Raw genomic sequence first — 26,229 nt, 5'->3', positions numbered from 1 at the left:
GCTGCGCTTATCCACCCTACAAAACCGGCTCCGCTGTAGGGTGGATAAGGCGCGCCGCTCGGTGTCAGGGATCCGGCACCTCGGTCGCGCGCGCCGCATCCACCAGGGATCGCGCGATGCCGCCCGAATTTAGAATTGCTGTTCCGGCCGGGACGCGGTGATGCGCTCGGCGCGGTGGTGTACCATGCACGGTCAGGGTCTGCGCACCCGCGGCCCGGCCCGCTACCGGCCGCAGCGACGCCTCGCGGGTCGATCGGCGGATGATCAGAACCACACCAGAACTGGAAGCGAGCCGGTATGAACAAGGCGCACGCACTCGTCGTCGATGACGAAGCCGATATTCTCGATCTGCTCAAGATCACGCTCGGGCGCATGGATGTGCACGCGACCACCGCGATGACCGTCGGCGAGGCCAGGCGCCACCTCGACACGGGGCGTTTCGACCTGTGCCTCACGGACATGAACCTGCCTGACGGGAGCGGAATCGATTTGGTCCGCTACATCGCCGAGCACTGCCCGGACCTGCCGGTCGCCATGATCACCGCGCATGGGAATATGGAGTCCGCGGTGGCCGCGATGAAGGCCGGAGCCTTCGACTTCGTGCCCAAGCCGGTCGATCTCGAGCTGTTACGCCGCCTGGTCGGCTCGGCGCTGAAGCTGCGCACTCAGGGCGGAACTGCTGGTGAACTGAACACCGCCGGGGGGCGCCTGCTCGGGGACTCGACGAAGATCGAGGAAATCCGTCGACTGATCGCCAAGCTCGCCCGCAACCAGGCGCCGGTGTTCATCACCGGTGAAAGCGGCACCGGCAAGGAGTTGGCGGCCCGGCTGATTCATGCCCAGGGGCCGCGCTGCGAGGGGGATTTTGTCGCGGTCAACTGCGGTGCGATTCCTCAGGAACTGGTGGAGAGTGAGCTGTTCGGCCATAAGAAGGGCAGTTTCACCGGCGCCGTGGCGGACAAGGAGGGCCTGTTCCAGGCGGCCGAGGGCGGCACCCTGTTCCTTGATGAAGTCGCCGACCTGCCGCTGCCCGCGCAAGTCAAGTTGTTACGGGCGATCCAGGAAAAGCGCGTCAGACCAGTCGGCGCCCAACAGGAGGTGGCGGTGGACGCGCGGATCATCAGCGCCAGCCATCGTGACCTCACTGAGGAGGTGGAGCATGGGCGGTTCCGCCAGGACCTGTTCTACCGTATCAACGTCATCGAGTTGCGGATGCCGTCGTTGCGTGAGCACCCTCAGGATATCCCGCTGCTGGCCGCGCGCATCTTCGACCGGATCGCCCGGGCACATGCCGAGCGGAGCCCGATGAAGCTCGCGGACGAGGCGCTGGAGGCACTCGCGCGGCACCCCTTCCCGGGGAATGTGCGCGAACTGGAGAATGTGCTGGAACGTGCCACGGCGCTCTGCGACGGCGCCATCATTGGCGCTCATGACCTCTATCTGCCACAGACCGAGGCGGCAGCCGCGGGGGGCACGGGTCCGGACTCCGCGGTCCCCCTCGAGAATTACCTGGGCGAGATCGAGCGCCAGGCGATCCTCAAGGCACTCGAGGAGACACGCTGGAACCGCACCGCCGCCGCCAAGAAGCTCGGCATGACGCTGCGCTCACTGCGCTACCGCCTCGCCAAACTCGGCATCGAGTAAGGAGCCATCGTGACCGATCGCACCCGGCGGCGCGCGACCGCGCCACCTGCCACGGCCGACGGGCCACCCCCCGAACGCGACCCGTTCGTCGCCTGGGTGCGCCAGGCCACGCCCTACATCCACGCCCACCGTGGGCGGACCTTCGTGATCGCCTTCGGCGGGGAGGCCGTCGCCGACCCGCGCTTCCCTGACCTGGTCCATGACATCGCGTTGCTCCACGGATTGGGCGTGCGCCTGGTGCTGGTCCATGGTGCGCGTCCGCAGATCGAGGAACGGCTGCGGGAGCAGCAGATTGAATTGCGCTATGTCAACGGACTGCGCATCACCGACGATACCGCGCTGGCCTGCGTCAAGGAAGCGGCCGGGGTGGCGCGGGTGGAGGTCGAGGCCTTGCTTTCCATGGGGCTCGCCAACTCACCCATGGCCGGGGTGCGCATCCCGGTGGCCTCCGGCAACTTCGTGACCGCCAAACCGATCGGCGTCCTGGATGGCATCGACTACGAACACACCGGTGTGGTGCGACGAGTGGACCGCCAGTCACTGATCCAGCGGCTGGATGCCGGGGCGGTGGTGCTGATGCCGCCGCTGGGCTACTCGCCGACCGGCGAGGTCTTCAACCTCAGTGCCGCCGACGTCGCACGCTCGGCCGCGATCGCGCTGAAGGCCGATAAGCTGATTTTTTTGATCGAAGAACCGGGGGTGTGTGACGCCACCGGCGCCCTCCTCTCCAACGTCCTGAGCGGCGAAGTGGAAACCTTGCTCGCCGCGGCCCCCGAACTGCACGAGGACTTAGCCCAGGCGTTGCGTGCCGCGGCGGATGCCTGCATCCATGGGGTCACCCGCGCGCACCTGATCGACCGGCGCCGCGACGATGCCCTGCTGCGCGAGCTCTATACCCGCGACGGCAGCGGGACCCTGATCACCGGACAACCTTACGAGGGACTGCGGCCCGCGCGCAGCGAGGATGTGACCGGCGTCCTCGAACTCTTGCGGCCGTTGGAGGAGCGCGGCGTGCTGGTCCCCCGCTCGCGGGAGCGGCTGGAAACCGAGATCGACCGGTTCTACCTGATGGAGCGCGACGGTCTGGTCATTGCCTGCGCGGCGCTGCACCCCTATCCGGCACAACGCATAGCCGAACTCGCCAGCGTCGCCGTCCATCAGGACTACCGCAACCACGGACGCGGCGACAAACTGCTGGAACACATGGAGGCCATCGCCCGGACCCGCGGGTTCACCCGGCTGTTCGTCCTCACCACCCAGACGGCGCATTGGTTCCAGGAACGCGGCTTCGTCCCGGCGCCCCTGGAGACTCTGCCGACTGAAAAACAGGCGCTCTATAACCTGCGGCGTAACTCTCAGGTGTTCATCAAAGTCCTGACGACCTGAGCGCCGCGGCCGTGATCCCGCTGCCGATCCCGGCCCTGGTTCAGGTATCCTGTGCGCCGCACCGCTGAGAAGCAGCCTGACCCCATCACCTCCCGGAGTCCCTGATGTCCGAGTCCCGTTCCTCGCTCTACAAGCTGTTGACCTGGGTTTTGCTCGCGGCCCTGATCGGAGTCTACGGGCTCTACCACTGGTACACCGGCGGGTTGCGCCAGAACATCGCCGCACAGCGCGCGGCGCTCGCCCAAGCGGCGCAGCGCCAGTCCGCCGCGGAGCAGCAACTCCAGGCCGCCGCGGTGACTGAACAGACGCTGAAGGCGCAGAACGATGACCTCAAGACCCGTCTCGAGGCAGTCCAGGGTGAGCACCAGGCACTGGTAGGACAGCACGAGACGGTCACCGCCCAGGTCGAGCGGCATCGACAGGAGATTGCGCAGGCAGCCGCCCGTGAGCAGGAACTGAACGATCAGATTCGGGATCTCAGCGTCCAATACACCCAGGCCAGCAAGGCGGTGGTCAACAAGCTGGATGCGGCCCATGCAGCCTGGGCCTCTCTGGAAAGCGAAGACCAGGCGGCCAAGGCGCGCGTCAAGGAATTGGAGGCCGAGGTCACGCGGCTGCGCCAGACGGGTGCCGCGGCTGAAGCGAAAAACACCGCGCAATGCACCGCACTGGAGTCCAAGGTCAATGAACGCGTGCGGTTCTACCGCTCGGCACTCGAGGGCAGCGACCCCGACCGCGCCGCCCTGATCGCCGGGCTGGAGCAACAGGTGACCGAACTACGCGCTACCCTGGAGCAGACCGGGCAAGAGGCCGCGGCAGCGCGCACGGCACTGGCCGACCAATTGGCCAACGCCGAGCGCAACGTCGAGGATCTCACCGCGCGGCTGGCGGCCGCCGAGGGTCGCGCCGCGGAGCACGCCCAGACGCTGACGACGACCAAGGCGTCACACGAGGAGGCGGCGAGCGAGTTGCGCGGCAAGGTCTTTGCCCTCACCGAGGAATTGCAGAGCGAACGCGGCACCCGCGCGGCGCTCGAACAGACGCATGCGCAGGGCGTCGCCGAGCTTGCCGAGGTGAACCGCACCCTGGAGGAGGTGCGTACGCAAGTCAGTGCGGCGGCGCAGGAGAAACTTGCCCTGGAAGAGGATCTGAAGACTGAGCGCACCCGCGCCGAGCAGTCCCTGACGGCATTGCGCAAAGAGTTCGAGGAGGCACAGGCCGCCCAGTTGCAAGCCAAGGATCAGGCGCTGACCCACACCCGCGGCCTGTTCGAGCGCTATGCCGAGCTGCATGCCCAGAAGACCGAGCGCGGCATGCTGATCAGCCTTGCGGAACAGGAATTGCATTTCGCCAGCGGGGCTTCGACGCTTCCCAAAGGTGCCATCCCCAGCCTGGATCAGATCGCTGCACTGCTTCAGCAATACCCCCAGTTGACGGCGATCATCAATGGGCATACGGATTCCTCGGGTTCCGAGTCGATCAACCTGGCGCTGTCCAAGGCGCGGGCGGAGGCGGTCAGGCAGGGACTGATAGAGCGTGGGGTGGCGCCGGAGCGGCTGACGGCCGAGGGGCTGGGCGAGACGCGGCCAGTGGGTGACAACGCGACCCCGACCGGCCGGCTCAAGAACCGCCGGGTCGAGGTGCTGGTGATCGAGCCTTGATCTAAATTGTTAGCGAACCGGTCCTCAGGATGACCACGCAACACCCACGCGGCCACGCTGAACCCGTCCAATCACCCTGGCCGCTAATCATAGGGCTGATCCTCGTGATGACGGCCTGGCGGCTTGGCGCGGCGGCCCTGTTGCCGGTGACCCAGGATGAGGCCTACTACTTCGATTGGGCACGCACCCTCGCCTGGGGTTATTTCGATCATCCGCCCGGGGTGGCCGTGCTGGGGATCGGCACCTGGTTGGTTCCGGGTTCCGCCCTGGCCGCGCGGCTTGGGGGATTGGCGGCCGGCACCTTGAGCCTGATCGTGCTGGCCCGGTTCTATGTCAATAGCGGGTTGCTGCGTCGCGACGATCTCACGCTCGCCCTGGTGCTCCTGTTCGCCAGCCTGCCCGGTCTGGCGGGCGGCATCCTCACGACGCCGGATGCCCCGCTCGTGCTCGCCTGGGCGCTGGCCCTGCACGAGGCCGAGCGCGCTTTAGCCTGCGACCGCCGCCGTTGGCTCACGGTCGGCCTCGCCGTCGGTCTGGGGTTGCTCGGCAAGTACACTATGCTGTTGATCGGGCCGATCTTACTCTGGGCCATCCTGCGTACCGATCCGCGTGCCCTGCGCACGCCCTGGCCCTATCTCGGAGCGCTGCTCGCCGTGCTGGTGTTCAGCCCCAATCTGTGGTGGAACGCGGGTCACGACTGGCTGGCCTTGCGCTTCCAGTTCGGCCATGGATTCGCCCTGGATGCCGGTGCACTCACGCCTGCCAATGGGACCGCGGCGACTGCCATCACGCACTCGGCGCCGGTGACACTGGCGGAGCGCGCCGCCAATCTCGGTGCATTCGCGGCCGGACAACTGGCACTCTGGGGGCTGATCGCGCTGCCGCTGCTGGCCGCCATCCCCCGCTTCTTTCGCCGCTCTGCGACCGCCGATCCCAGCCCCGTCACGGCGACCCATGCCAGGCCTTTGCTGCTGACCGCCGCCTGGTTTCCGCTCGGGTTCTTCGCCCTGGTCTCCCTCGGCAGCGAGGTGGAGGCGAACTGGCCGGCCATGTACCTGCTCGCGGCCCCGGCACTGCTGGCGCGGCCGCTGCGCGGTCTGCGCCGTTGGGTCCTGGGCGCTGCCGCGGCCAACCTGCTGCTGGTGACCCTCTACGTCTATCACGCCGCCACCGCCGCCCTGCCGCTGCCGGACAGCCAGAACCGCATCCTGCGCGAGACCCACGGGTTTGATGCGTTGGCGGCCGTGGCCGCCGGGCTGCCCGGGCCGGTCTATGCCGACCGTTACCAGCTCACGGCCATGCTGCGTTTCTATCAACCCGAGCTTGCCGCCAGCCAATGGCCGGGGCTCACGCGCCCGTCCGAATATCTGGTGGGGCAGATCGCCCCCCGGGTCGAGCCGAACGTACAGCGTGAGCCCTTCTGGATCATCACCCAGCGCCCGCAGCCGCCGACGGTCGTGGGCTTCACCAGCGACACCCCGCGCACCTTCTTCGACTGCACCGATCAGGGTCTGAGCGAGACCGCCGCGCCCCCGTGCGCACGCCCGTTGCATACCTGGTTTCTGCATCACTATCGACTGGCGGAGAACGGGTTCAGCGCCCCCACCGACTGAACAGCTTGCGAACTTCTTCCAGCACGAAGACGCTGGCGGCCACCAGGGTCGCGAGTCCCCAGTCGACGAGGCTCAAATCCACCGTGTCGAAAATAGCCTGCGCCGGGCCCCAGTGCACCACCAGGATCTGCAACGCAACCACGCAAAACAGTGCCGACCACAGCTTGCCGTTGCTCAGGAAGTGCCGGTTGAAGGCGCTTTCATGCTCGGCACGCGCGTTGAAAATATTGAAGAACTGAAATAACACGAAGGTGGTGAAGGCCAGCGTGACCGCATAGTCGTGGCCGCCGTGATGCTCGCCCCAGGCATAGGCTGCGAGTGTTCCGGCCGCCATCGTCAGGCCGTACAGACCAAGACGCCACAGGCGATCCCGCGTCAGGATGGGGCCGTCGGCCGGGCGGGGCGGCGCGTCCATGATGCCGGGTCGGGGCGGTTCCACGCCCAGCGTCATGGCCGGCGGACCATCCATGATGATGTTCACCCAGAGAATCTGGATCGCGGTAAAGGGGGTCGGCATCCCGAAGAGCGGCGCACCGACGACGGTCAGGATGGCCCCGATATTGGTGGACAACTGGAACCGCACGAACTTGACGATGTTGTCGTAGATGGTGCGCCCCTCCTTGACGGCGCCCACGATGGTCGCGAAGTTGTCGTCGGTGAGGACCAGTGTGGCCGCTTCTTTGGACACCTCGGTGCCGGTGATGCCCATCGCCACACCAATGTCGGCGGTCTTGAGCGCCGGAGCGTCATTCACGCCGTCGCCGGTCATCGCGACAACATGGCCGCGAGCCTTCAGCGCCTCGACGATATGCAATTTATGCTCGGGCGAAACCCGCGCGAACACCGCGGTGCCTTCCACCAGAGCAGCGAGCGCCGGCTGGGTCAGGCCCTCGATGTCACGGCCTTCGCGGACCTCGCCCGTCAACCCGAGGTCACGGGCGATGGCGGCGGCCGTCGCCCGGTGATCACCGGTGATCATTTTCACCGCCACGCCGGCTTGTTGGCAGATGCGGATGGCGTCGCGCGCCTCCGGACGCGGCGGATCGATGATGCCGACCAGGCCGAGGAGTGTCAGCCCGTCGGCCCAGACCATCAGCTCGCCCGCCGGGTCGAAATCGGCCGCCGGGATGGTGCGGCCGGCCAGCATGAGCACGCGCAGCGCGTCCTGCGCGAAGGCCGCATTGTGCGCGACGAACGCCTCCCGTGTGGCCGTGTCGAGCGCGACTTCGCCGGCAGCCGTCAAGTGAGCGCGCGCGCGCTCGAGCAAGACATCAGGCGCGCCCTTGACCCACATCCGCACCAGGGCGCCGTCATGATGGAAGGTCGCCATGAATTTATGCGTGGAGTCAAACGGGATCTCGGCAATCCGCGGCTGCTGCCCGGTCAGGGTCGGCGCGTCCAGGCCGCCCCGTGCGGCCAAGGCCAACAGGGCGCCTTCAGTCGGGTCGCCAATCAGTTCGCCGTCGCGGATACGAGCATCCGTGCACAGTGCCGCGCAGGTCAGCAAGGGCAGCCAATTCGGCGGCGGCGCGTCATCCTCCGGCAGGATAGCGCCGACACCCGCGTAGCCGTCTCCCGTGACGGCAAAGCGACGGCCGTGAAACCAGGCGCGCCGGGCGGTCATCTGATTCAGGGTGAGGGTCCCGGTCTTGTCCGAGCAGATCACCGTAGTGCAGCCGAGCGTTTCTACCGCCGCGAGTTTTTTCACGATGGCATGGCGCTTGGCCATGCGGTGCATGCCCAGCGCCAGCGTCACCGTAACGACTGCCGGCAGACCTTCGGGGATCGCCGCCACGGCCAGAGCGATGGCGGTCAGCACGGTGTCGATCAGCGCATCGCCGCGCAGGATGCCAATGGCGAAGATCGCACACACGACCAGCCCGGCGATGGCGGCCAGCCGGGTGCCGAGCGCATCCAGTTGCACCTGCAAGGGGGTGGCCGACTCGGGGGTCTCGGCCAGCAAGCTCGCGAGCTTGCCCATTTCGGTGCGCATCCCGGTGGCGCAGACGATGGCCTCAATGCGGCCGCGGGTAACCACGGTGTTCATGAAGACCATGTTGTGCTGCTCGGCCAGCGGGGGCGTACCGGGAATCGCCGCGGGGGTTTTTGCAACGGCCTGTGATTCGCCCGTGAGCGCCGCTTCCGCAACCTCGGCCGCATGGGCACGCAGCACCCGCGCATCGGCCGGGATGCGATCACCCGCTTCGAGCAGCAGGATGTCTCCCGGCACCAGCGCTTCGGCGGGAATCTCCGCCGGATGCCCGTCGCGCCGCACCCGGGCAATGGGAGCCAGCATCTTTTTCAAGGCGGACAAGGCCGCCTCGGCGCGGTGTTCCTGAAAAAACCCCAGGGTGGCGTTCAGCAACACCACAACGCCAATGACGATCGCATCTTTGAGATCGCCTACGATGCCCGCCAGCAGCGCGGCGCCGATCAGTACCAGCACGAGCACGTTGCGGAACTGGTCGAGAAACTTTTTCCATGCCGGGCGCGGCGGCCGACCGCTGATGCGGTTGGGGCCATGGACCCCGAGTCCAGCTTCGGCGGCGGCAGTGGACAGGCCGACGCTGATGTCAACCTTTAGATCAGCCGCGACGCGTTCAGGCGTTTCGGCATACCAGACGCGCGGGGGAAGTGTGGCAGGTACCGCGGGGAGCGTATTCACTGTGAGTCCTTATTGAGTCGGCCGACGAGGGCAAGCGATTCAGTTTGAGCCCGAACCAGGGCGGTGGTTCCCGAAGCGCGCCCTGCACCGGGCCGCTGATCGGCTCAGCGCTCGCCGAACGGCGCGAACAGTTCCTGCAAGTCGTGCCCGCTCAAGCGCGGCTCCTGTTCGCCCTCGCTCTCCTGGTAGACCCCGGCGGCCAGCGCCCGCTTGCGCTCCTGCATGGTCAGGATGCGCTCCTCGACCGTCTGCTCGGTCACCAACTTGTAGACGAACACCGGCTTGTCCTGACCGATCCGATGGGCGCGATCCGCCGCCTGCGCCTCGACCGCCGGATTCCACCAGGGGTCGTAGAGGATCACGGTATCGGCTTCCGTGAGGTTCAAGCCGACCCCGCCGGCCTTGAGGCTGATGAGAAACAGGTTGGCCTCACCCGAACGAAAGGTGTCGATGGCCTCGTCGCGTTTGCGGGTCTGACCGGTGAGCTTGGCGCTGGGGATGCCGCGTTGATCCAGTTCGGCCTCGATCAGTGCGAGCATGGACGTGAACTGGGAAAACAGCAGGATACGCCGGCCCTCATCCAGTTGCTCAGGCACCAGATCCATCAGCAGTTCCAGCTTGGCCGACTCCTTGACCCGGGCGGCGGCCGGGAGCTTGAGCAGGCGCGGGTCGCAGCAGGTCTGGCGCAGTTTCAGCAAGGCATCAAGGATGGTGATGTGGCTGCGCGCCAGGCCCTGGGCGGCGATGGCGTCGCGCACCCGTTTTTCCATCGACAGCCGGATGCTCTCATAGAGCGCGGCCTGCGCTTCGCCCAGGGTCACACTCTTGATGATCTCGGTTTTCGGCGGCAACTCGGCCGCGACATCCTGCTTGCGGCGGCGCAGCATGAAGGGGGCGACCCGGCGCGCGAGGCGGTCCTGGCGGTCCCGATCCCGATGCTGCTCGATCGGCGTGCGCCAGTGGCGCTTGAAATTGGCCTGGTCACCGAGGAACCCGGGCATGAGAAAGTCGAATTGCGTCCAGAGTTCGCCTAAATGGTTCTCCATCGGGGTGCCGGTGAGGCACAACCGGTGATCGGCATTGAGTGCCCGGACCACGGCCGCGGCCTGCGACTTAGGATTCTTGACTGACTGGGCCTCGTCCAGGATCAGTGAGTGAAATGACTGCTCCTGGAGCCGCTCCTGGTCACGGGACAGCAGCGGGTAGGTGGTCAGGATCAGATCGTGATCCGGGATGGCGTCGAAATGGACGTGACGGTCGGCACCGTGCAGGACCAGGGTGCGCAGCCCCGGAGTAAAGCGCGCCGCCTCGCGCCGCCAGTTGCCCATCAGGCTGGTGGGGGCGACCACCAGGGCGGGGCGCTCCAGCCGTCCGGACTCCTTCTCCAGCAGCAGGTGGGCGAGGGCCTGAACGGTCTTGCCGAGCCCCATGTCGTCGGCCAGGATGCCGGCCAGATCCCAGGCGCGCAGGAACTGGAGCCAATCGAGCCCGCGTCGTTGATACCCGCGCAATTCGACCGTGAGCCCGGTCGGGGGTTCGACCGGCTCGATCCCGGCGAAGGCCGTCAGCCGCCGCGCCAGTTCACGCAGCCGCTCGGCCCCGCGGATCGCATAACCCTGGGCTTCAAGGTCGGCCAGGGCGGCGGCGTCGAAGCGCGACACCCGCAGCCGGCCGTCCGCCCCGGGCGCGGCCCGGTCGAACAGATCGCGCAGGATCTCGATAAACGGCAAGAGCCGCGCTCCCGGCAGGTCGATATAGCGGTGCGCGGCGTCCGGGTCGGTGCCCGTCGGGTCGAGCGGCAGGGTAATGATGGCGGGGACTTCACTTCCCATCCCCAACTCCAGCAAGGGCGCGATGATGGGCAGCAGGGGCAAGCGGCGCCCGCCGAGATCCAGGTCGAAGCGCAGGCCGAACCAGTCGTTGCCGCCCGCTTCCGCCGGGTCTTCGAGTTCCAGCTCCCAGTCCGCGGACTCGAATTGCAGCCGGAAGGCGTCCTCGCGTTCCACTCGCCAGCCGGCCGCTTCCAGCGCGGGAATGCCGTCGCGCAGGAGGGCCGACCAGCGCCCTGCCCGTTCCAGCGGATTGGCGGTCGCTGGGACGACCCGGTGGCTGCCCGCGGCGATGCCGGCGAGGGCGAGCGGGACAAAGCCGTGCGCCGCGAGGGTGTCCAAGGCCCGCTGTTCAGCCGTCAGGTCGCGGTGGATCCGCACCGTCCCGGAGCCGTCGGGCAGGATGGTGTACGGCAGCGCGGGAAGACCAGGGACCTGGTAACCGTCGTAGTCGAAATCCAGACTCAGCAGATGGGTGTCGGTTCCGGCCAAGGACTCACAGCGCAGCGTCAGCCAGGGCACGACGGTGGCCGCGGTGACCTCCTTGACCGGCACCGGGCGGGGGACCGGCAGCGGTAACTGAGGGAATTCCAGCACCAGCGTCCGTGACAGCGTCTCGGCCTCGTTGGCGCGCAGCCGCGGCGCGGCCAGCAGCTCGCGCACTTGGGCCGTGCGCAGCCCCTGGGTTTCCAGGGGGCCGGCCTGGTGCTTGGCGGGATCCAGGTACATGGGGGGATCGACCAGCAGCAGGCGGGCCGGCGGGGTCACCTCGACCTTCAGGTCGAGTGATCCGTCCTTGTTTTCCCGCCAACTGAGATCCAGGGAGCGTGTCTCACCCAGACTCAAGGGCGCCCCCTCGATGCCCTGCCAATAGCAGCGCCCGGTCCCGATCATGCGCAACAGTGCCAAATAGCCGGTCTGGCCGGCGAGCGGCACGCTGGTGACCCATTGACCGCCGGCCAGCGCGCGCAGGATACCCAGAATGTCATGGTCCGCGCTGAGCAGATAGGTTGGTGCGGAGTAGCCGTGCAGCAGGTTGAACGGATTGACCTGTCGCCCCTTGGAGAGCCCGGTGCCGCGCAGCAGGGGCTTGGCGACCCGCAGTTCCGCCGCAGCCGCGTGGACATCGCCCGGATTTTGCTGGAGCACATAGACCAGCCGCTCCCCCGCCGTGTCGGCTGCTTTATCCTGGCCGGCCAGCACCACGCGGTTCAACCAGCGTTTCATGAATTCGGTGCCGGCCGAGCCGTCGCTCGGCTGCGATTGGCGTTCCCGTTCCTCGAAAGCCAGACAGGCCGCCGCCACATGCTTACAGTTGTAGCCGATCGGGCAACCGCAGGAGCCGGTGATGTCACGCTTGGCGGGGTCCGCCGGGATGAAAATAGACTGCCGGTAGATACGGCCGGCGCTGCCGCGGACCCGTGCCCGCAGGCTGACCCCGGCGTCATCGCGCCGCTCCTCCTCCAGCTCGATCACCATTCCTTGTTGATAGTAGGCAAGGCCCCGGTTGAAGGAACTCAGGTCGATCGCGTGGCGGATGTCGTCACGGCTCAGGGGGCGTGGCATGGTGTTGGACCAGGCAGTTGCGAAACAGCCGTCTATTGTCGCCGGTATGGGGGCCGTTGCCCATGGGTATGGGGGCAATAGCACAAAATGATTGGGTCGATGGCCTGGGCTCGTCGTCCGAAGGTCCGCCACGGCCGATCGGACTTGCGTACGCCGCCTCCAACCGCTTGACTTAGGCAGCGCAGGTCAGGTTTCCGCCGGACCGCCCGGACCCACGACCCCGGCTCAGGACGCGTCGCCAAGCCGCTGTCGGATGTCCCCGAGCGCGATCTCCTCGAGCGCCAGGCCGGGCGCTGTCGGCAAGCTTCTGTATAATCCGATCTCGGCGGACCCCGTTCCGCGGGAGCAACTCTGTGAAGCTGATCGTCCAGATTCCTTGCTATAATGAAGAACTGACTCTTCCGAAAACGATCGGGGCGATCCCAGCTGCGATTTCCGGCATCGACCGCATCGAAATCCTGATCATTGACGACGGCAGTTCGGACCAGACGCTCGCGGTCGCGCGGGCGCTCGGCGTTCACCACATCGTGCGGAATAAGCGCAACCAGGGGCTTGCGCGCAGTTTTCGCAATGGTCTGGAAGCCTGCCTGGAGTTGGGCGCGGATATCATCGTCAACACCGACGGCGATAACCAGTACGATGGTCGCGACATTCCGAAGCTGGTGCGGCCAATCCTCGATGGCGAGGCGGATATCGTGATCGGCGACCGCGAGACCGACAAGATCGCCCATTTTTCCGCCGCCAAGAAGTTCCTTCAGTGGTTCGGCAGCGGCGTGGTGCGGAAACTCGCCGGGATTTGGGTCCCCGATACCGTCAGCGGTTTTCGTGCATTCTCCCGCGAGGCCGCCATCCGCCTCAACGTCGTGTCGTCCTTCAGCTATACCATCGAGACGGTGATTCAGGCCGGTAAGCGCCATCTGGCAGTCACCTCGGTTTCGGTCCGCACCAACCCGAAAACCCGCGACTCGCGTCTCTTCAAGAACATTCGACACTTCGTGCAATGTTCCCTGGGGACCATGGTGCGGATGTACGCGATGTACCAGCCGTTATGGGTCTTTTTCATGATCGGGACCCTCCTGACCGTGCTCGGACTGCTCCCGGTTCTGCGGTTCTTTTATTACTACATGAGCGGGGTCGGCGACGGACATATTCAATCCTTGATCTTCGGTGCCGTTTTTCTGATGATGGGATTCATCGCCTATCTGATCGGTCTGGTTGCCGACCTCATCGGATTCAACCGGCAATTACTGGAAATGACACTGGAGCGCGTCAGGCGGATGGAGCTTGCCGCAGGTCGCCGCACCGAGGCTTGCCATGGCCGGAGCCATCCATCGGCAGCGCCGCTCGCGCCGCCCGGTGCGAGCGACCAGCGGCCGGAGCGATCAGCGACGGCTCACCCGCTGGCGCCGGATCCCCGTGGCGGACGCGCGTGACGGGCGGCCGCATGATGCAAACTCCAGGGATAAAGTGTGGCCGCGTTCTTTGCGTCACCTCGAATTTCCCGCGATGGGAGGGCGACAGTACGACGCCCTTCGTATTGCATCTCGCCCAGGACCTTCAGACACTCGGGTGGGACGTCGATGTCCTGGCGCCCCACGCGCCTGGGGCCGCGCGGCGTGAGCTGCTTGGCGGTCTGCCGGTCATCCGCTTCCGCTATCTCTTACCCGAGTCTGCGCAAACCGTCTGCTACCAGGGAGGTGCGCTGATCAATCTTCGCAAGCATCCGCTGAACAGACTCAAGCTCCCGGCCCTCGTCGGTGCTGAAACCGTCGCCGTCGCGAGGCGCTTGCTGGCACAGCGCTATGACGTCATCCATGCCCATTGGATCTTACCGCAGGGGTTCACCGCAATGCTGGCACAGCGGGTGAGGCGTACGCCCTGGGTCGTCACGGTGCACGGAGGCGATATCTTCGGGTTGCCGGGACGCTGGATGGCCGCGGCCAAGCGCGCCGCGCTCAAGAACGCGTCAGCGGTGACCGTCAATAGCTCCTGCACTGAGCGTGCAGTACTGGATCTCGTGCCTGCACTCAAACGACCCCACCGCATCCCGATGGGAGTCACCACGAATGTATTGAATGAGCCGCAGCATCAGGCCGCGGTCGAGATCCGCCGGCGTCATCGCCGCGGGCAGGGACCACTGCTGGTGTTTTTGGGACGTCTCGTCGATGAGAAGGGCGTTGAGGATCTGCTGCGGGCCGTCGCACTCCTGCGTGATCGCTTACCCCATACCACCGCGCTCATCGTCGGCGACGGCCAGGATCGCGTCGACTTGGAACACTGTGCCGCCGCACTCGGCATCCGTGACCGTCTGACCTTCACCGGCTGGATCGACTCCGGCGCAGTCCCGGCCTATCTCGCGGCTGCCGACGCCTTCATCGGGCCATCACGGCGCGCCGCCAACGGCTGGGTGGAGGCCCAGGGGTTGACGCTGATCGAGGCGATGAGCACGGGTGTGCCAGTCATTGCCACGCGTCTTGGCGGGGTTCCGGACGCGGTGATCCATGAGCAGACGGGGCTGTTGGTCGATGAGCGTTCGCCCGAGCAAATCGCCGACGCCGTCTGCCGCTTGCAGTCCGACTCCGCACTGGCACCGGCCCTGACCAGTCGCGCCCGCGCGCACGTCGTCCGCAATTTCTCCCGTGACGCCAGCGCCGCGGCTTTTTCCGATCTGTTTGCGTCGCTCAAGGCAGACGCGCAGTGCCGGCCGTCATGACCAACGCTGCTCCGGGCCGGCAAACCCATGCTTACCTGGATATTGCGCATCGCCGTCGCAAGGCTGAGAAGATCGTCCGCATATTGGAAATGAACCGGTCATTGCGTGGCCTGACCGTGCTTGAAGTTGGCGCCGGTTCGGGCGTTATCACGACAGCGCTTGCCGAGCGTGTCGGGAGTCAAGGCCAGGTGACGGCCGTGGACCGCGTCGACCAACGCGTTATGTGTGATGGATACCAATTCGTCCCGGTGACCGGAGTGCAGCTCCCGTTTCCTGCCCGGTCATTCGACGTCGTGGTATCCAATCACGTGCTGGAGCATGTCGGCGGCCACACCGAGCAACTCGCGCATCTCACGCAGATCGCGCGCGTCTTGCGCCCGGACGGCCTTGCTTACCTTGCGGTTCCGAATCGCTGGGCACTGCGCGAGCCGCATTTCGGCCTCTGGTTTCTGAGTTGGCTGCCACGTTCTCTGCGCAGCCCCTATCTTCGAGCCCGCCGGCGCGGAACCTGCTATGACTGCGAGCCCCCGGGACCGCGTCGTATTCGCTCGTTGATTCGACTGGCTGGTCTTTGCTTGCAGGATGTTGCTGCGCCGGCACTGCGGCTGATGGTACAAATCGAAAAACCTTGGATAGTGTCCGACGTGGTCCGGACCCTGCCTGATTTCGTCCTCAAGACCTGCAGTCCCGTCTATCCCACCATGACCTTCCTGATGACGCATCCCGAGACGTGAGCTTCCCCGGATCGCACGAGTGCGCCATGATCCCCAGTCAATGCGAACAGCCATCGCATGAGCCATCGGCGTTGTCCGTCCTCTGGATCACCAAACGGGAGTATATGCATCGGGATCTCGTGGCCGATCGGTTCGGACGCTATTATGAGATACCCAAGCGCCTGTCCGCACTCGGCGTGACGATCCAGATGCTGGTCTACAGTTACCGTCGGCATCCGACGACATGCATCAGCGTCAACGACCGTTTCTCCATCCTTTCATTCGGTGTCTTTGGATTCGCCGCCTTTTTATGGCACCTCGTCACGCTCGCACGCAGCGGCCGCTACCAGACCGTCATCGGGTCTGGTGACACCCCCTATTGCATCATCGCCGTGCTGATCGCTCGCCTGACCGGACTGCGATCGGTCTGCGACATCTACGATAATTTTGAAACCTATGCAAGCCGCCGCGTGCCGTTCATGATTCAGGCACTCGGCTGGGCGGTGCGACATGCCGATCGTACGATCGTGTTTGAGGAGACACTCGGACACCACCTCGTCCAAGCGTACGGGGCAGGGGCCACTTGCACGGTACCAAACGGTATCGACCCTGAGGTTTTTCATGTGCGCAACAAGGGGGCTTGTCGAGCGGCTCTTGGTATCTCCGCCGCAACGCCGATCGTCGGCTATTTCGGCTCCCTGACCACGCACCGGGGAACCGCGGTACTTTTCGATGCCTTCAATTACATTGCATCACAACATCCTGACGTGTTGTTTTTGATGGCGGGTAGCGGTCAGCACCACATCCCTCCTACCCGGTGTCACGTCCGTCACTTGGGTCTGGTGACCCAGAGGTCGCTCGCCGAGTTGATCTGCGCCTGCGATGCCGCAACCATCGTCTATGCCGACAACGCCTTCGCGACCTTCAGCTTCCCGCAAAAATTGATGGAATACATCGCCTCTCAAGTACCGTTCGTCACGCCGGCAATCGGGGGCGCGGTACGATTCCTCGACGCGTTCCCTCAGTACCTTTATCGCGTCGGTGACCCTCTCGATCTCGCCCGGCACATTCTGGCGATCCTGGAGACCAGGCCGCGCGCATTCCCGCCGCCGATCACCTGGGATACCGCGGCGCTGCGCTGTTATGACTGCTTGATTGCCGGGATAGCCCCCGTGGTCAGGCAATGAGAACCTCGTGGGTCCCTCGCGAAACGCCGACGATCAGCGTCGTCACGGTGACGTTGAACGCCCGAGAAACAATCAGGAAAACCCTGGACAGCGTGCTCGCCCAAGCCGACGTGGTCGTTGAGTATGTGGTCATCGATGGTGGATCCACGGACGGCACCCGGGAGATCATCCGCCATTACGCGCCGAGGCTTTTCAAGTGGGTCTCTGAGCCCGATCAAGGCATCTCGGATGCCATGAACAAAGGGCTTGCCTTTTGTAACGGCGATTACATCCTCTTCCTTCACTCGGATGACTATCTGGTCAATGAGCACACCCTCGCCCAGGCGCTTGACGCGATGCGCCGCGTGCATGCCGACATCTATGCATTCGACATCTATTTCGGCTCAGCAGCGGCGTTTTCCCGCCTCAGTCCCAGAGGTTTCAGTTGGCGGATGCGCTTCAAGCCGGGTATCTACCACCAGGGAGCGCTCTGTCACCGCAGCCTCTTCGACCGGCTGGGCGGCTTTGACACCACGCTCGCCATCACGATGGATTATGAGTTCTTCCTGCGTGCTTACGATATCGGTGCGCAGGTACACTGCATTCAACTACCCCTCAGTATGATGCGCGACACCGGCGTCAGTTCCCGTCGCGACTGGCCGGCCCTCAAACGTCGCTTTCTTGAGGAACGTCAGATCCATCAGCGGCGCAGAACTACCGCGGCCATGCGTTTTATTTACGCTATTTACTGGCCTCTCTATTTGAGCTATCGCCGTCTCCGCGCTCTGCGGGGTCCCGTCGCCAGCGGCCATTCCGGACCTCCTTAATCGCGAGAATGTTGCGCCAGAATTCGGGATCGTGCTTTTCCCAACCGTGGCAGCCGAAGGGCAACCGACAGCGATTGAGATTGAAAAGATAGGCTGGAGCAACCTCAAATGAGAAGGCAATGGCTTCCTCCGGGCTGGGTACCGAGAAAAATGAAAAGCATTGTGGAACGAGCAAGCCCCAGAATTTATCCTCGTTGATTAAGGAACACACGGCAGGAAAGAAAAAAGCGGTGCAGAGTCGATGTTTCATGAAGCGCGCATAGTAAAACAAGCGTCTCGGCTTTCGCGAACCAGCGATGACTGCTGCGGCAAAGTGGGAAAACGTTCCGGAGAGTGTCAGCACCCTTTGAAAGTCGCTGACCTTGCGCAGAGAGAAACCACCGTTACCCACGCCAAGGAATGACAGTGGCTGCTCGAGCTCGTCAAACCCTTTGAACCAGGGTGCGCCGACATAAGAATAGTGCCGGCTGCACCAGTTATCCAGCGAATCATCCAGCACCAGGGCATCGGTCTGAACGATCAGCAGGTATTCATAACATGCAAATCTCCGGTAAAAAGCAGCGGAGGAAAGCAGCGCGCTATAGCTGTGAGTATCAGCGAAAAACCAATCCGCGAAAGACGCGACCTGGACTTTACCAGGCCAGGATGCCAAGAACGCATCGAGATGGTCAGTCAAGCGCTGCGGACTGATCACGTAAACGTCGTGCCGCGCCAGAACGGTCAGCGTGTTGTGGAATGAGAAAGCCTCAGCATCGGTCATGCTCTCCTTGTAGAGCGGCACGATCACCGCCGCACGACTCGGCATCAGCGGACCTGCGATTCTTTGATACAAGCGGGGCCAACGGTCCGATCGTGGCTCGCTTTTTGCAAAAAATAAGAAAGCTCCAACCGAATGCTCTGCAATGCTTTTATCACCTTTCAGACATTATTTCGTACGTGCCGAGATATAAGAGAAGCCGGACTTCAGGCGCCGCACCATCTGGCCGAGAACAGGGATCTCACCTAATCGCCGCAGCACCTCCGATATCACCGTCAAACCCAAAACTTCTGTATTGACAAGTAAGTCCGCTTCCGGTGTCACTTCAATATGAGTCGGGTGTAGCAAGGGAAAGCGCAGCGGTTGGGGGATAGACCGTTGAACGTACAGCGGGATATTGGTATTCGTGTGCGTGGCATCCTGACGGAAACCGACGTTCAGTGTTTGGTTGCAGGCCGGCACGGCTGCCAGCATGTCATGATACCAGCACGCGAATGTCCATTGATAATCCCAGGTGTCGATCTCGCCATTGAACGTGCGGTCGAACCGGTCGCGCCAATAGTACTCAAAGACTCTGCCATGGGCAAGAGACTGAAGCCCGCGCTGCTCCTTCCATGCTGGCCAGGCTTGCATCGTAACATCGTACCGCGCCCAGGCGCGGCGCCAAGTTGCCCAACCCCAGATCTGGACATGACGGGAAAAATAATAACTGGCGGATGAAGTAAAGCGGTGAGATATGGAATTGGTGCCGCTGATCATGGCGAGGCGATGGTCCATGCGGTATCTCTCGAGTAGTTCGTCACAATACGGAAAGAACCCGGGAAGCGGAACAACGTCATCTTCGAGGATGATGCCTTCTTCTTCGTTCGCAAAAAACCAGTTGATCGCTTCCGATACACCGATCTTGCAGCCAAGGTTCCGGTCGCGAAACAGCATATGACATTCACAGGGCCATTCGATCGCTGTTGCAATGCGGCGAACCTGTTCACATTGAAATGGTTCGTCATGCCGATCGATGCGGGGTCCGTCGGCTGCGATGTATAAGCGCGGCGGGCGGGCGGCGCGAATCGCGTCAAATACCAACGCTGTTGTGTCGGGTCGATTGAAGACCAGGAACAGAACGGAGCTTCTCATTGAGTCGCCCTTGCCATTGTCAAAAGCCGCTTAAGTATGCGAAAAAAGTCGATCAGCGGTTGAAGCGCGATGAGGGCCGGGTGTGGCACAAAAAAACGGCTGCGCATCGAGCAAGGGATGGCTGTGACTTCATCGAGCGCAATTAGTATGGTTGCGCGTGCGGGGATGAATCGCTGCTGACAGGCCCAACAGAATAACCTTTCGATTTTCAGGTTCCGCGACATCTGCGCTGTCTTTTGTTGCGGTAAACCAAAGAAACGATTCTTACCGTGGACCCGATAAGCAATCCCCAGGGATTGAATATAGAGCTTCTCTGCTCCGAACAATGACGAGGTATAAACGATGACGTCATCAGCTCTGGTGATCCAGTCAGGCTCCAGCGGACAGGGAAACACTTGCCGGTAACGCGACCCGCTCATGACCATCGCTGACGTCGGGCTGCCGATCCAGCAGCGGGTTGCGCGCGTCACATGGGACGACTGAAGGATCGCAATGGCTTGCTTGTTGTTGATGACAGCGGTGCTGATAGGCGCGGTACGGCCTTGATAAAACTCGGCGGCATTGCAGAATGCAACATCAATGTAGGGCGCAGACTTCAGCATATTTTCGACATAGTCGAGCGGATAGACATCATCGGCATCCAGAAAAAATACGAGATCGTCTTCCGTAATATAGGCGGCGGCCGCATTGAAGCATGAGAGTTGTCCGCCGTTATCCTTAAAAACCGAAATAATCCGGTGATCGGAAAGTGCGTATCCCGCAATAATCTCGCGCGAGCGATCGGTCGATCCGTCATCAATAATAATAAGCTGATCCAGGCGGAGCGTTTGGTTGAGCGCGGACTCGATGCATTCCGGAAGGTAGGTCGCGTAGTTGAAGTTGTTTATTATGACCTTCTTTATCATCGGCCCCTCGTAAATGTCATCATCATCGCCTGGCCGATCTTTGGCCGCATTGATCGGGGGACTAAAGAAAAAGCGCTGCTCAAGACCTTGCGGGCATACTTGGGAATTCGTATCTTATTTTCGAGTAACGTATTTACCTCATCGTTGCGCAGCGGCTCGAACTCCGTGTTGGTCAGTGAATAATTCAGCGAACGGAACAAAATAGCGAGTCCGGATTGGGTGAAATGATAAAGATGATGCGGTGGTTGGTCCCAGGATTCACGAAGAGAATATTTCACGAGCACTCGGTGGGGACTGGGTACCGAAATGATGATAATACGTGGGTTGCTGTGCCGCAAGATTTCAAGCAGAGCCTCCCGCAGGTTCGGGATATGTTCAAGCACGTGAAATGCGACCAGCGCGTCGCCCGGTTGAGCGACTGCTTGCAGCGATGCAGTGAAGCAGACATTGGATTCCGGGATGCGCTGCCTGGCGGTCGCGATTGCGCGGGTGTTGAAATCAACGCCGATGTATTTCAATCCAGGTCGGATGATCGCTGCCGCGAAAAAACCTTCGCCGCAGCCCAACTCGACGATCGAGTTGATCCCGGCGAGGCGCTTTACGGCAAGCCCGAACTCCCATCGTGGGCCATACCACTCCACTTCATCGTATTGCTCCGGTGGCCGTGGATTCATATCGCCTGCGATATTGCACAGGCAATTGGTACAACGGAGATAGGCGGGCAGTGCGGATGCCGTCAGTACGCCGGTGTTGCAGATTGGACAATTCATGGCTTGAGCGCCTTCCGATACAATAGCCTGAGGTCCCGCTCAACAATCAGAGGAATCACTGATACCGATACAGCTTGCGCGATCACTGAGGCCGCCGCAGCGCCGGCAATGTTAAATATCGGGATGAGGAGATAGTTTCCGATGACGACAAGAAACGCTCCGCTCAACGTTGAGATAATGACGATTTTTTTCGAACGCCGTTGGGTGACCCACAGACCTTGTGCGATACCGAGAAAGCTGAAGAGGTAAGCGAAACCGATAATCGATAATACCGTAGAGGTCGCGTGATAGGCGCTGCCGTACAGCATGATAACGATGGACGCTGAGGCGGCAAAGGTCGCAATCGCAGCGATGAGTCCGAGCACCATGTAGAGCCGGAAAATGGCAACGAAAAATTCGTCGTGTTTGGCGCTGCACTGATGGGCGAGAGTCGCTGCAAGGGGTTGCAAGCTGATCGCCAGTATGTATGGGATAACGTTGAGTAGCTGTCCGAGCGGAATCGCGGCAGCGTAATACCCCAAAGACTTGTTGTCAAGCAAGGCCACAATCATGATTTGATCAATTCTTGTATAAATCATGATCGCTACCCCGCTGATAATAAAGGGCCAGGATTCCTTGGTCAGCGCACGTGCGCGCGCCAGGAGTGGCTGCCAGGAACCCCGACAGGGGAATTGATGGTAGGCAACAATCAAAGCAACGGCGGCGACCAGGGCATCCAGCGCCATGACCGCGGCAAAGGCGACGAGCGGTGCGTGCAACAGGATCAGCAGCACTTTTATCCCGTTGGACAAGGAATAGGCAATGAGTTTTGCGATCACCGTCCGGCGGCTCTGGCTTTGACTCTGAAACCAGAGGTCGATGGTGTCAGCGCACTGGAATATGAGTGCGGCGCCCGCAAGGGCGATGAGCAGCACGCGTTGGTCGGCTCCACCATAGAGCAATGCCATGCCGCTGATGGCGGCAATCCAGCAGAGCGTGCCGGCGGTCAGTCGCAGGATAAGAGCGGTTCCAAGTAGCTGTCCGGCGTGTGCCGGGTTGCGGGCAATGTCGCGGACAACAATCCCGTCCATCCCCAGGCCGGCGACTGCCTGGAGCAAGGCGATCCAAGCAAGGATGTAGGCAAGCTCACCAAAATGTTCAGGTCCGAGATAGCGGGCAACCCAAGCGCCGACCACCAGCCCCATTATCAGTCGGATACCCCGGTCGAAGATCAGCCAAGTTGAGTTATGAATGACCGCGAACAACGTGCTGCGGCCCCTTAGCCTGGTTCGCAGGCGTCCAGGCAACACGCGCACCCAGGCCGGGTCAACTTGAGGGTATACGGTCAGAGTCTGCTCCCATCGTCAGTCGATCGTGACGGGGACATTGACGATAACTCTGACGATTCTGCAGGGACCGCTGGTAGGCCCTCACTGATGCTCAAGACCTCGGCCCGACGACACGGGGTGTCGCAATCGGCGGGCAGGGCGGCGGGAAGCCAGGCGCATAGGTCACCTGGCCCGGCAACGCCTGGATCAAGATCCCAGGTAGGCGATGGTTCACTAAGGCTTTGCATCGATCTGAAACACGAGCACCGGGGGGTTTCTGACCGCGAGCCATCGATACTGCGATGGTGTCAGGAGTGTCGCCAGGCCGGTCAGATCCAGGAGACGGCCGATAAGCAGCTTAGGGGGTTCGATCTCCTGAACCAGTCGTGACACAGCAACGCCGCCAGCGGTGCCCTGGTTGAGTGGCACCGCATCGGGGTTGCGGTCACCCGCGATCGACACGACCATGAACGGCGGCGCCGCGGGTGGTAATGAGACCTTGGTTCGCGCTGCGCCGGAAGCGTGCGATCTGGCGCGCCCGCGAGGCGGTTTCAGGATCGGTAACAATAGGTTGATCCGCGGTATCGGCTAATAACGCAACCTGGTTTGCCGCGAATCGCGGATGGATGTTCTCGACCGTCAGCGCCAGGTAATTGGCGGCCACCAGCCCGGCGACCGCGAGCATCGCGCTGCCCGGGAACCGTGTCCGTTGCATCAGGAGCGAAATCGGGATCACCGCCACGACCGCCAGGAACAGAAAATAGCGCGGTAACGGGCGGATGGCGCCACCATAGCCAAGCCAGACGAAATAGACGAGTGCAGCAAAAAGAAACACGCGCAAGATGCGCCCGTCGGTTGCGGTGGAGCGGCTCTCAAAGCGGAGCCAGCAGGGCCAGGGGCGCGGCGTAGAACAACAGCGTGAACTCTTGATTGAGCAGCAGCGCGGCCATCGGGGCCAGCCACCGGTTATCGCTGGCATTGCCCGTGCCGGATGAAAAATCGGCAGTGGACAGATGGAGGGTGCCGTGTGAGTCGGCGATGGTAAAAAACCGATACAACGGAGACTCTTCGTGTGCAGCGTAATAACCCATCTCGGCACCGATCACCAACAGCGCGCCGACCAGGACCCAAAGATAGTACTTGCGTGGGAACCAGGCGCCGGAGAGCCACAACAACCCATAAACGATCAGGAAGCCGTAGGCCGTCTCCCGCGTCAGCAACGCTCCGCCCAAGGCGAGACCGCTGAAGAACAGCCAACCCGCCCGACGTGCCGTGGACGCGCGTGCAGCCGAGACGAACCAGGCGAGCGACAGAAACAGGAACAGCGTTTCGATGACATCGACGTTGATGATGCTCGACTGGACGACGGCGAGCGGCATGGTCGACAACAGCAACGCCGCGGCAAGTGCACCCCGGCCACCGATGTTGGCCCCCACGAACCAGACCACCGCGCTGCCGAGGGCGATCGAGAACGCGAGCGGCAACAGCGCATAGGCGATTGGCGGCGGACTGACGACCAGGTGTTCAAGCGCGGCAATCGGCCACAAAGCGGGATAACGAAAACCCCAGTGGTTAGTCGGCAACGCGTTGACCGGAAACGACCAGGCACGCGCGGCAGCCACGTAGATGCCGTCGTCCGAAGCGATGAAGCCTACGAAAAAAATTTGAAAATTCAGAATGATGAGAGTCGTGACGAGCACCAATGGCAGCGCTGGAATGAAGCGGCTGTCAATGGTGGACGCCAGTCGCCCGGTCGGCATGTCGCTACCGGCCCAAACGGGCTTCCGTCCGGCACCAAAGCTGCCGATCAGTCAGGCGTTCATCACTGTCGCGCCCGGCGGTCGCCGCGGTCGGTGGGGGCGCGCGACGGCCGCTGGCGGATGCGCTACGAGCCGATCGGCTCATCCTGCGGAGCTCCCTGTGGCGATGCGATCGAGAGTGGTTTCCGCAGGTAAGGCACGCACCCAGGGTAGCGGCTTGCGCAATCCCGGCGGGAGCCGCGCGAGCGCCGCCTGGGCGTCCTCGATGTTGCTGTAAAGGCTGTGGATCAGCACGAACCAGGGACGTCCGCGCCGGGTCTCCTGGTGCAGATAAACGTATTGTGGCAAAGCCTGATTAGCCGCCAGTTCCAAGAGCCTTTCCCGCTGGTGGGAGCCGACGAGTTGTAGGGCGAATGGACGGTCGGTGACCCGGAAGGTCTCTTCTGGCTCGGGGTCCTGCGCCGACGTCGGCGCGGCAATGGCAAAGGGGGTCGGATCCGCCTCCGTCGCGGTCGCGGCGGCGTCCTCTGACTGCGCGCCGACCATTGGAGCGGGCGCTGGGTCAGCAGGCGGCGGGGCGTCCGGCGTCGTCGCGGGCGCCTCACCTGGATCCGCCTCCGTCGCAGTCGCCTCACCGATCGGTCTCTCGGATGGCGTCGGCACCGCGATCCCGATGCTGGTAGCGGGTTCCGTTCCAGTGGGCTCCGGCCCGGTCCTGGTCCCGAGCGGCACGGGATGGAGCGATTGCCCGCGCGCGGCCAACGCGGCGGCGAGGCGCTGCTGTTCCGCCGTGAGCCGTTCGATGGCTGCCGTCAGGGTGGCTCGCGAGGCCCTCACATCGAAATAGAGGGCGATCAAACCGCCGCCGAGGGCCAGCACCAGCATCAGGGCCGCTGCGGCAAGCCAACCCGGGCGACGCAGCTTGCCGGCCAGTTCGTCGCGTTGAGTCTGCCAGGCGCGCTGGAGGTGGATGATGGCGAGGCGGCGGTCATCATCGACATCGGCGATGCGCTCAACCAGCGCCTTCTCCTGATCGCGCATCAGTATCCGATGGGCGGCAAACTCGGCGGCGAGGGCCTGCAGACGGGTCGCGTACGCCTGGTCCGATTCTGCTTCGGCGTCGACCGATTCCAGGGCGCGCAGCCGCTGTTCGCGCGGCAAGTCCGGGGCGAAGGGATCGTTGAGGTTGCCCGTTCCTGGGGTATTCGGCATGACACTAGCTCCGCGTGTACAAGTCTGACGAGCAATTGCTTCGCGCTCTGGTCCGGGCGAATCCGCCCCGGTCCTCGCGCTGTTTTCGATACTGAGGGTCACGCATTCTGGAGCCACCGCCCGATACCGTAGCTCAATCCAGCCACGCTTGTACACAGCGCCATGCCCCAGGCAGTGTCGACCAGGACGACCTTCATCGGCCAATCGGGTAGGGTCGCCAGATTGGTCAGCTCGTAGGTCATGTAGGTAAAGAAGCCGAACAAGAGCCCGTTGATGATCGCCCGCCACAGGGAACCCTGAGCCAGGGCCGGGGCCACGGCAAAGTAGAGGATACCGAGGATGTACAACAGATAAAAGACGATGGCGGCGGGCCAGTACACGGCTGGGCTTAGCAGGTGGCCCAGGCTGTCGCGGTAAAAATCCCTGGCGAGCACGCCCAGCCACAGCAGATCCACGGCGAAGAAGACCGGCACTGTCAGTAGATAGAGCTTGAGATACGCGACGGCTGTCATGGTGTTCCTCGGGTCCGGAGGGTCTGGGACGAATCCGACGATCGTCCTTACGCATTTCAAGTGTAAATCCTCAACGACCAGAAGCATAA

Annotated in this window: 21 protein-coding genes; 9 read left to right on the top strand and 12 right to left on the bottom strand. The window is 63.2% G+C overall.

From position 1 onward, the window contains the following. Positions 1–297: 297 nt before the first annotated feature. From QZY03_RS19145 to QZY03_RS19130, 4 genes are all read left to right on the top strand, one after another. The gene (locus tag QZY03_RS19145; protein WP_295583762.1) at positions 298–1,644 is read left to right on the top strand and encodes a sigma-54 dependent transcriptional regulator; all 1,347 of its coding nucleotides are present in this window, start codon (positions 298–300) and stop codon (positions 1,642–1,644) included. Positions 1,645–1,653: 9 nt separating this feature from the next. Continuing rightward, entirely contained in the window at positions 1,654–3,030 is a 1,377-nt protein-coding gene (argA, locus tag QZY03_RS19140) for an amino-acid N-acetyltransferase (RefSeq protein WP_295583761.1), read from the top strand. 104 nt (positions 3,031–3,134) lie between these two features. Further along, positions 3,135–4,691: an OmpA family protein gene (locus QZY03_RS19135; RefSeq protein ID WP_295583760.1), complete on the top strand. Its 1,557-nt coding sequence runs from the start codon at positions 3,135–3,137 to the stop codon at positions 4,689–4,691. 107 nt (positions 4,692–4,798) lie between these two features. Then, entirely contained in the window at positions 4,799–6,304 is a 1,506-nt protein-coding gene (locus QZY03_RS19130; RefSeq protein ID WP_295583759.1) for a glycosyltransferase family 39 protein, read from the top strand. Here the strand turns inward: QZY03_RS19130 and QZY03_RS19125 are convergent. Both QZY03_RS19125 and QZY03_RS19120 read right to left on the bottom strand, forming a co-directional pair. Beyond that, positions 6,285–8,969 carry an HAD-IC family P-type ATPase gene (locus QZY03_RS19125; protein ID WP_295583758.1) on the bottom strand — a complete coding sequence of 895 codons (2,685 nt, stop codon included), beginning with the start codon at positions 8,967–8,969 and terminating at the stop codon, positions 6,285–6,287. The two genes, QZY03_RS19130 and QZY03_RS19125, sit on opposite strands and share 20 nt — an antisense overlap. A gap of 104 nt (positions 8,970–9,073) precedes the next feature. Further along, entirely contained in the window at positions 9,074–12,364 is a 3,291-nt protein-coding gene (locus QZY03_RS19120) for a DEAD/DEAH box helicase (protein WP_295583757.1), read from the bottom strand. 353 nt (positions 12,365–12,717) lie between these two features. Here QZY03_RS19120 and QZY03_RS19115 point away from each other — a divergent pair, with 353 nt between their 5' ends. From QZY03_RS19115 to QZY03_RS19095, 5 genes are all read left to right on the top strand, one after another. After that, complete coding sequence (locus QZY03_RS19115) at positions 12,718–13,797, top strand: glycosyltransferase family 2 protein (protein ID WP_295583756.1); 1,080 nt, start codon at positions 12,718–12,720, stop codon at positions 13,795–13,797. Between the two features lie 104 nt (positions 13,798–13,901). After that, positions 13,902–15,077 (top strand): glycosyltransferase family 4 protein, encoded by a 1,176-nt coding sequence (locus tag QZY03_RS19110; RefSeq protein WP_363169448.1) that lies wholly within the window; start codon positions 13,902–13,904, stop codon positions 15,075–15,077. Then, positions 15,074–15,811, top strand: coding sequence for a bifunctional 2-polyprenyl-6-hydroxyphenol methylase/3-demethylubiquinol 3-O-methyltransferase UbiG (locus QZY03_RS19105; RefSeq protein ID WP_295583754.1), 738 nt, complete (start codon positions 15,074–15,076; stop codon positions 15,809–15,811). The genes QZY03_RS19110 and QZY03_RS19105 overlap by 4 nt, the downstream gene beginning before the upstream one ends. A 119-nt stretch (positions 15,812–15,930) precedes the next feature. Then, positions 15,931–16,977: a glycosyltransferase family 4 protein gene (locus tag QZY03_RS19100; protein WP_295583753.1), complete on the top strand. Its 1,047-nt coding sequence runs from the start codon at positions 15,931–15,933 to the stop codon at positions 16,975–16,977. Beyond that, complete coding sequence (locus QZY03_RS19095; RefSeq protein WP_295583752.1) at positions 16,974–17,783, top strand: glycosyltransferase family 2 protein; 810 nt, start codon at positions 16,974–16,976, stop codon at positions 17,781–17,783. Before QZY03_RS19100 ends, QZY03_RS19095 begins: the two co-directional genes overlap by 4 nt. Here the strand turns inward: QZY03_RS19095 and QZY03_RS19090 are convergent. The 10 genes from QZY03_RS19090 to QZY03_RS19045 all read right to left on the bottom strand — a co-directional run bounded on the left by QZY03_RS19090 (position 17,698) and on the right by QZY03_RS19045 (position 26,140). Continuing rightward, the gene (locus QZY03_RS19090) at positions 17,698–18,588 is read right to left on the bottom strand and encodes a DUF5672 family protein (protein WP_295583751.1); all 891 of its coding nucleotides are present in this window, start codon (positions 18,586–18,588) and stop codon (positions 17,698–17,700) included. The genes QZY03_RS19095 and QZY03_RS19090 overlap by 86 nt on opposite strands. A gap of 120 nt (positions 18,589–18,708) precedes the next feature. Beyond that, complete coding sequence (locus tag QZY03_RS19085) at positions 18,709–19,674, bottom strand: glycosyltransferase family 2 protein (RefSeq protein WP_295583750.1); 966 nt, start codon at positions 19,672–19,674, stop codon at positions 18,709–18,711. Then, positions 19,671–20,579, bottom strand: coding sequence for a glycosyltransferase family 2 protein (locus QZY03_RS19080; protein WP_295583749.1), 909 nt, complete (start codon positions 20,577–20,579; stop codon positions 19,671–19,673). The genes QZY03_RS19085 and QZY03_RS19080 overlap by 4 nt, the downstream gene beginning before the upstream one ends. Next, complete coding sequence (locus QZY03_RS19075) at positions 20,576–21,349, bottom strand: methyltransferase domain-containing protein (protein WP_295583748.1); 774 nt, start codon at positions 21,347–21,349, stop codon at positions 20,576–20,578. Before QZY03_RS19075 ends, QZY03_RS19080 begins: the two co-directional genes overlap by 4 nt. After that, positions 21,346–22,593 carry a flippase gene (locus QZY03_RS19070; RefSeq protein WP_295583747.1) on the bottom strand — a complete coding sequence of 416 codons (1,248 nt, stop codon included), beginning with the start codon at positions 22,591–22,593 and terminating at the stop codon, positions 21,346–21,348. Before QZY03_RS19070 ends, QZY03_RS19075 begins: the two co-directional genes overlap by 4 nt. A gap of 297 nt (positions 22,594–22,890) precedes the next feature. After that, positions 22,891–23,124, bottom strand: a complete 234-nt coding sequence (locus QZY03_RS19065; protein ID WP_295583746.1) for a hypothetical protein — start codon at positions 23,122–23,124, stop codon at positions 22,891–22,893. After that, positions 23,102–23,491 (bottom strand): hypothetical protein, encoded by a 390-nt coding sequence (locus QZY03_RS19060; protein ID WP_295583745.1) that lies wholly within the window; start codon positions 23,489–23,491, stop codon positions 23,102–23,104. Before QZY03_RS19060 ends, QZY03_RS19065 begins: the two co-directional genes overlap by 23 nt. Positions 23,492–23,528: 37 nt before the next feature. Continuing rightward, on the bottom strand, positions 23,529–24,416 hold the full coding sequence (locus tag QZY03_RS19055) for a glycosyltransferase family 39 protein (protein ID WP_295583744.1): 888 nt from the start codon (positions 24,414–24,416) through the stop codon (positions 23,529–23,531). A gap of 141 nt (positions 24,417–24,557) precedes the next feature. Continuing rightward, positions 24,558–25,628 carry an SPOR domain-containing protein gene (locus QZY03_RS19050; protein WP_295583743.1) on the bottom strand — a complete coding sequence of 357 codons (1,071 nt, stop codon included), beginning with the start codon at positions 25,626–25,628 and terminating at the stop codon, positions 24,558–24,560. A gap of 98 nt (positions 25,629–25,726) precedes the next feature. After that, the gene (locus QZY03_RS19045; RefSeq protein WP_295583742.1) at positions 25,727–26,140 is read right to left on the bottom strand and encodes a DUF2177 family protein; all 414 of its coding nucleotides are present in this window, start codon (positions 26,138–26,140) and stop codon (positions 25,727–25,729) included. Positions 26,141–26,229 lie beyond the last annotated feature (89 nt).

Source organism: uncultured Lamprocystis sp. (genome assembly GCF_903933125.1).
Lineage (GTDB): Bacteria > Pseudomonadota > Gammaproteobacteria > Chromatiales > Chromatiaceae > Thiodictyon.
Note: the sequence above shows the minus strand (reverse complement) of the source record. Positions and strands in the feature narration are given on the sequence as shown.

Bases quoted from the DNA above. Each gene is read 5' to 3' on its own strand.
- QZY03_RS19145 (WP_295583762.1), top strand. From the start codon at position 298: ATGAACAAGGCGCACGCACTCGTCGTCGATGACGAAGCCGATATTCTC.
- QZY03_RS19135 (WP_295583760.1), top strand. From the start codon at position 3,135: ATGTCCGAGTCCCGTTCCTCGCTCTACAAGCTGTTGACCTGGGTTTTG.
- QZY03_RS19130 (WP_295583759.1), top strand. From the start codon at position 4,799: ATGACGGCCTGGCGGCTTGGCGCGGCGGCCCTGTTGCCGGTGACCCAG.
- QZY03_RS19120 (WP_295583757.1), bottom strand. From the start codon at position 12,364: ATGCCACGCCCCCTGAGCCGTGACGACATCCGCCACGCGATCGACCTG.
- QZY03_RS19105 (WP_295583754.1), top strand. From the start codon at position 15,074: ATGACCAACGCTGCTCCGGGCCGGCAAACCCATGCTTACCTGGATATT.
- QZY03_RS19095 (WP_295583752.1), top strand. From the start codon at position 16,974: ATGAGAACCTCGTGGGTCCCTCGCGAAACGCCGACGATCAGCGTCGTC.
- QZY03_RS19090 (WP_295583751.1), bottom strand. From the start codon at position 18,588: ATGCCGAGTCGTGCGGCGGTGATCGTGCCGCTCTACAAGGAGAGCATG.
- QZY03_RS19085 (WP_295583750.1), bottom strand. From the start codon at position 19,674: ATGAGAAGCTCCGTTCTGTTCCTGGTCTTCAATCGACCCGACACAACA.
- QZY03_RS19080 (WP_295583749.1), bottom strand. From the start codon at position 20,579: ATGATAAAGAAGGTCATAATAAACAACTTCAACTACGCGACCTACCTT.
- QZY03_RS19075 (WP_295583748.1), bottom strand. From the start codon at position 21,349: ATGAATTGTCCAATCTGCAACACCGGCGTACTGACGGCATCCGCACTG.
- QZY03_RS19065 (WP_295583746.1), bottom strand. From the start codon at position 23,124: ATGGTCGTGTCGATCGCGGGTGACCGCAACCCCGATGCGGTGCCACTC.
- QZY03_RS19055 (WP_295583744.1), bottom strand. From the start codon at position 24,416: ATGCCGACCGGGCGACTGGCGTCCACCATTGACAGCCGCTTCATTCCA.
- QZY03_RS19050 (WP_295583743.1), bottom strand. From the start codon at position 25,628: ATGCCGAATACCCCAGGAACGGGCAACCTCAACGATCCCTTCGCCCCG.
- QZY03_RS19045 (WP_295583742.1), bottom strand. From the start codon at position 26,140: ATGACAGCCGTCGCGTATCTCAAGCTCTATCTACTGACAGTGCCGGTC.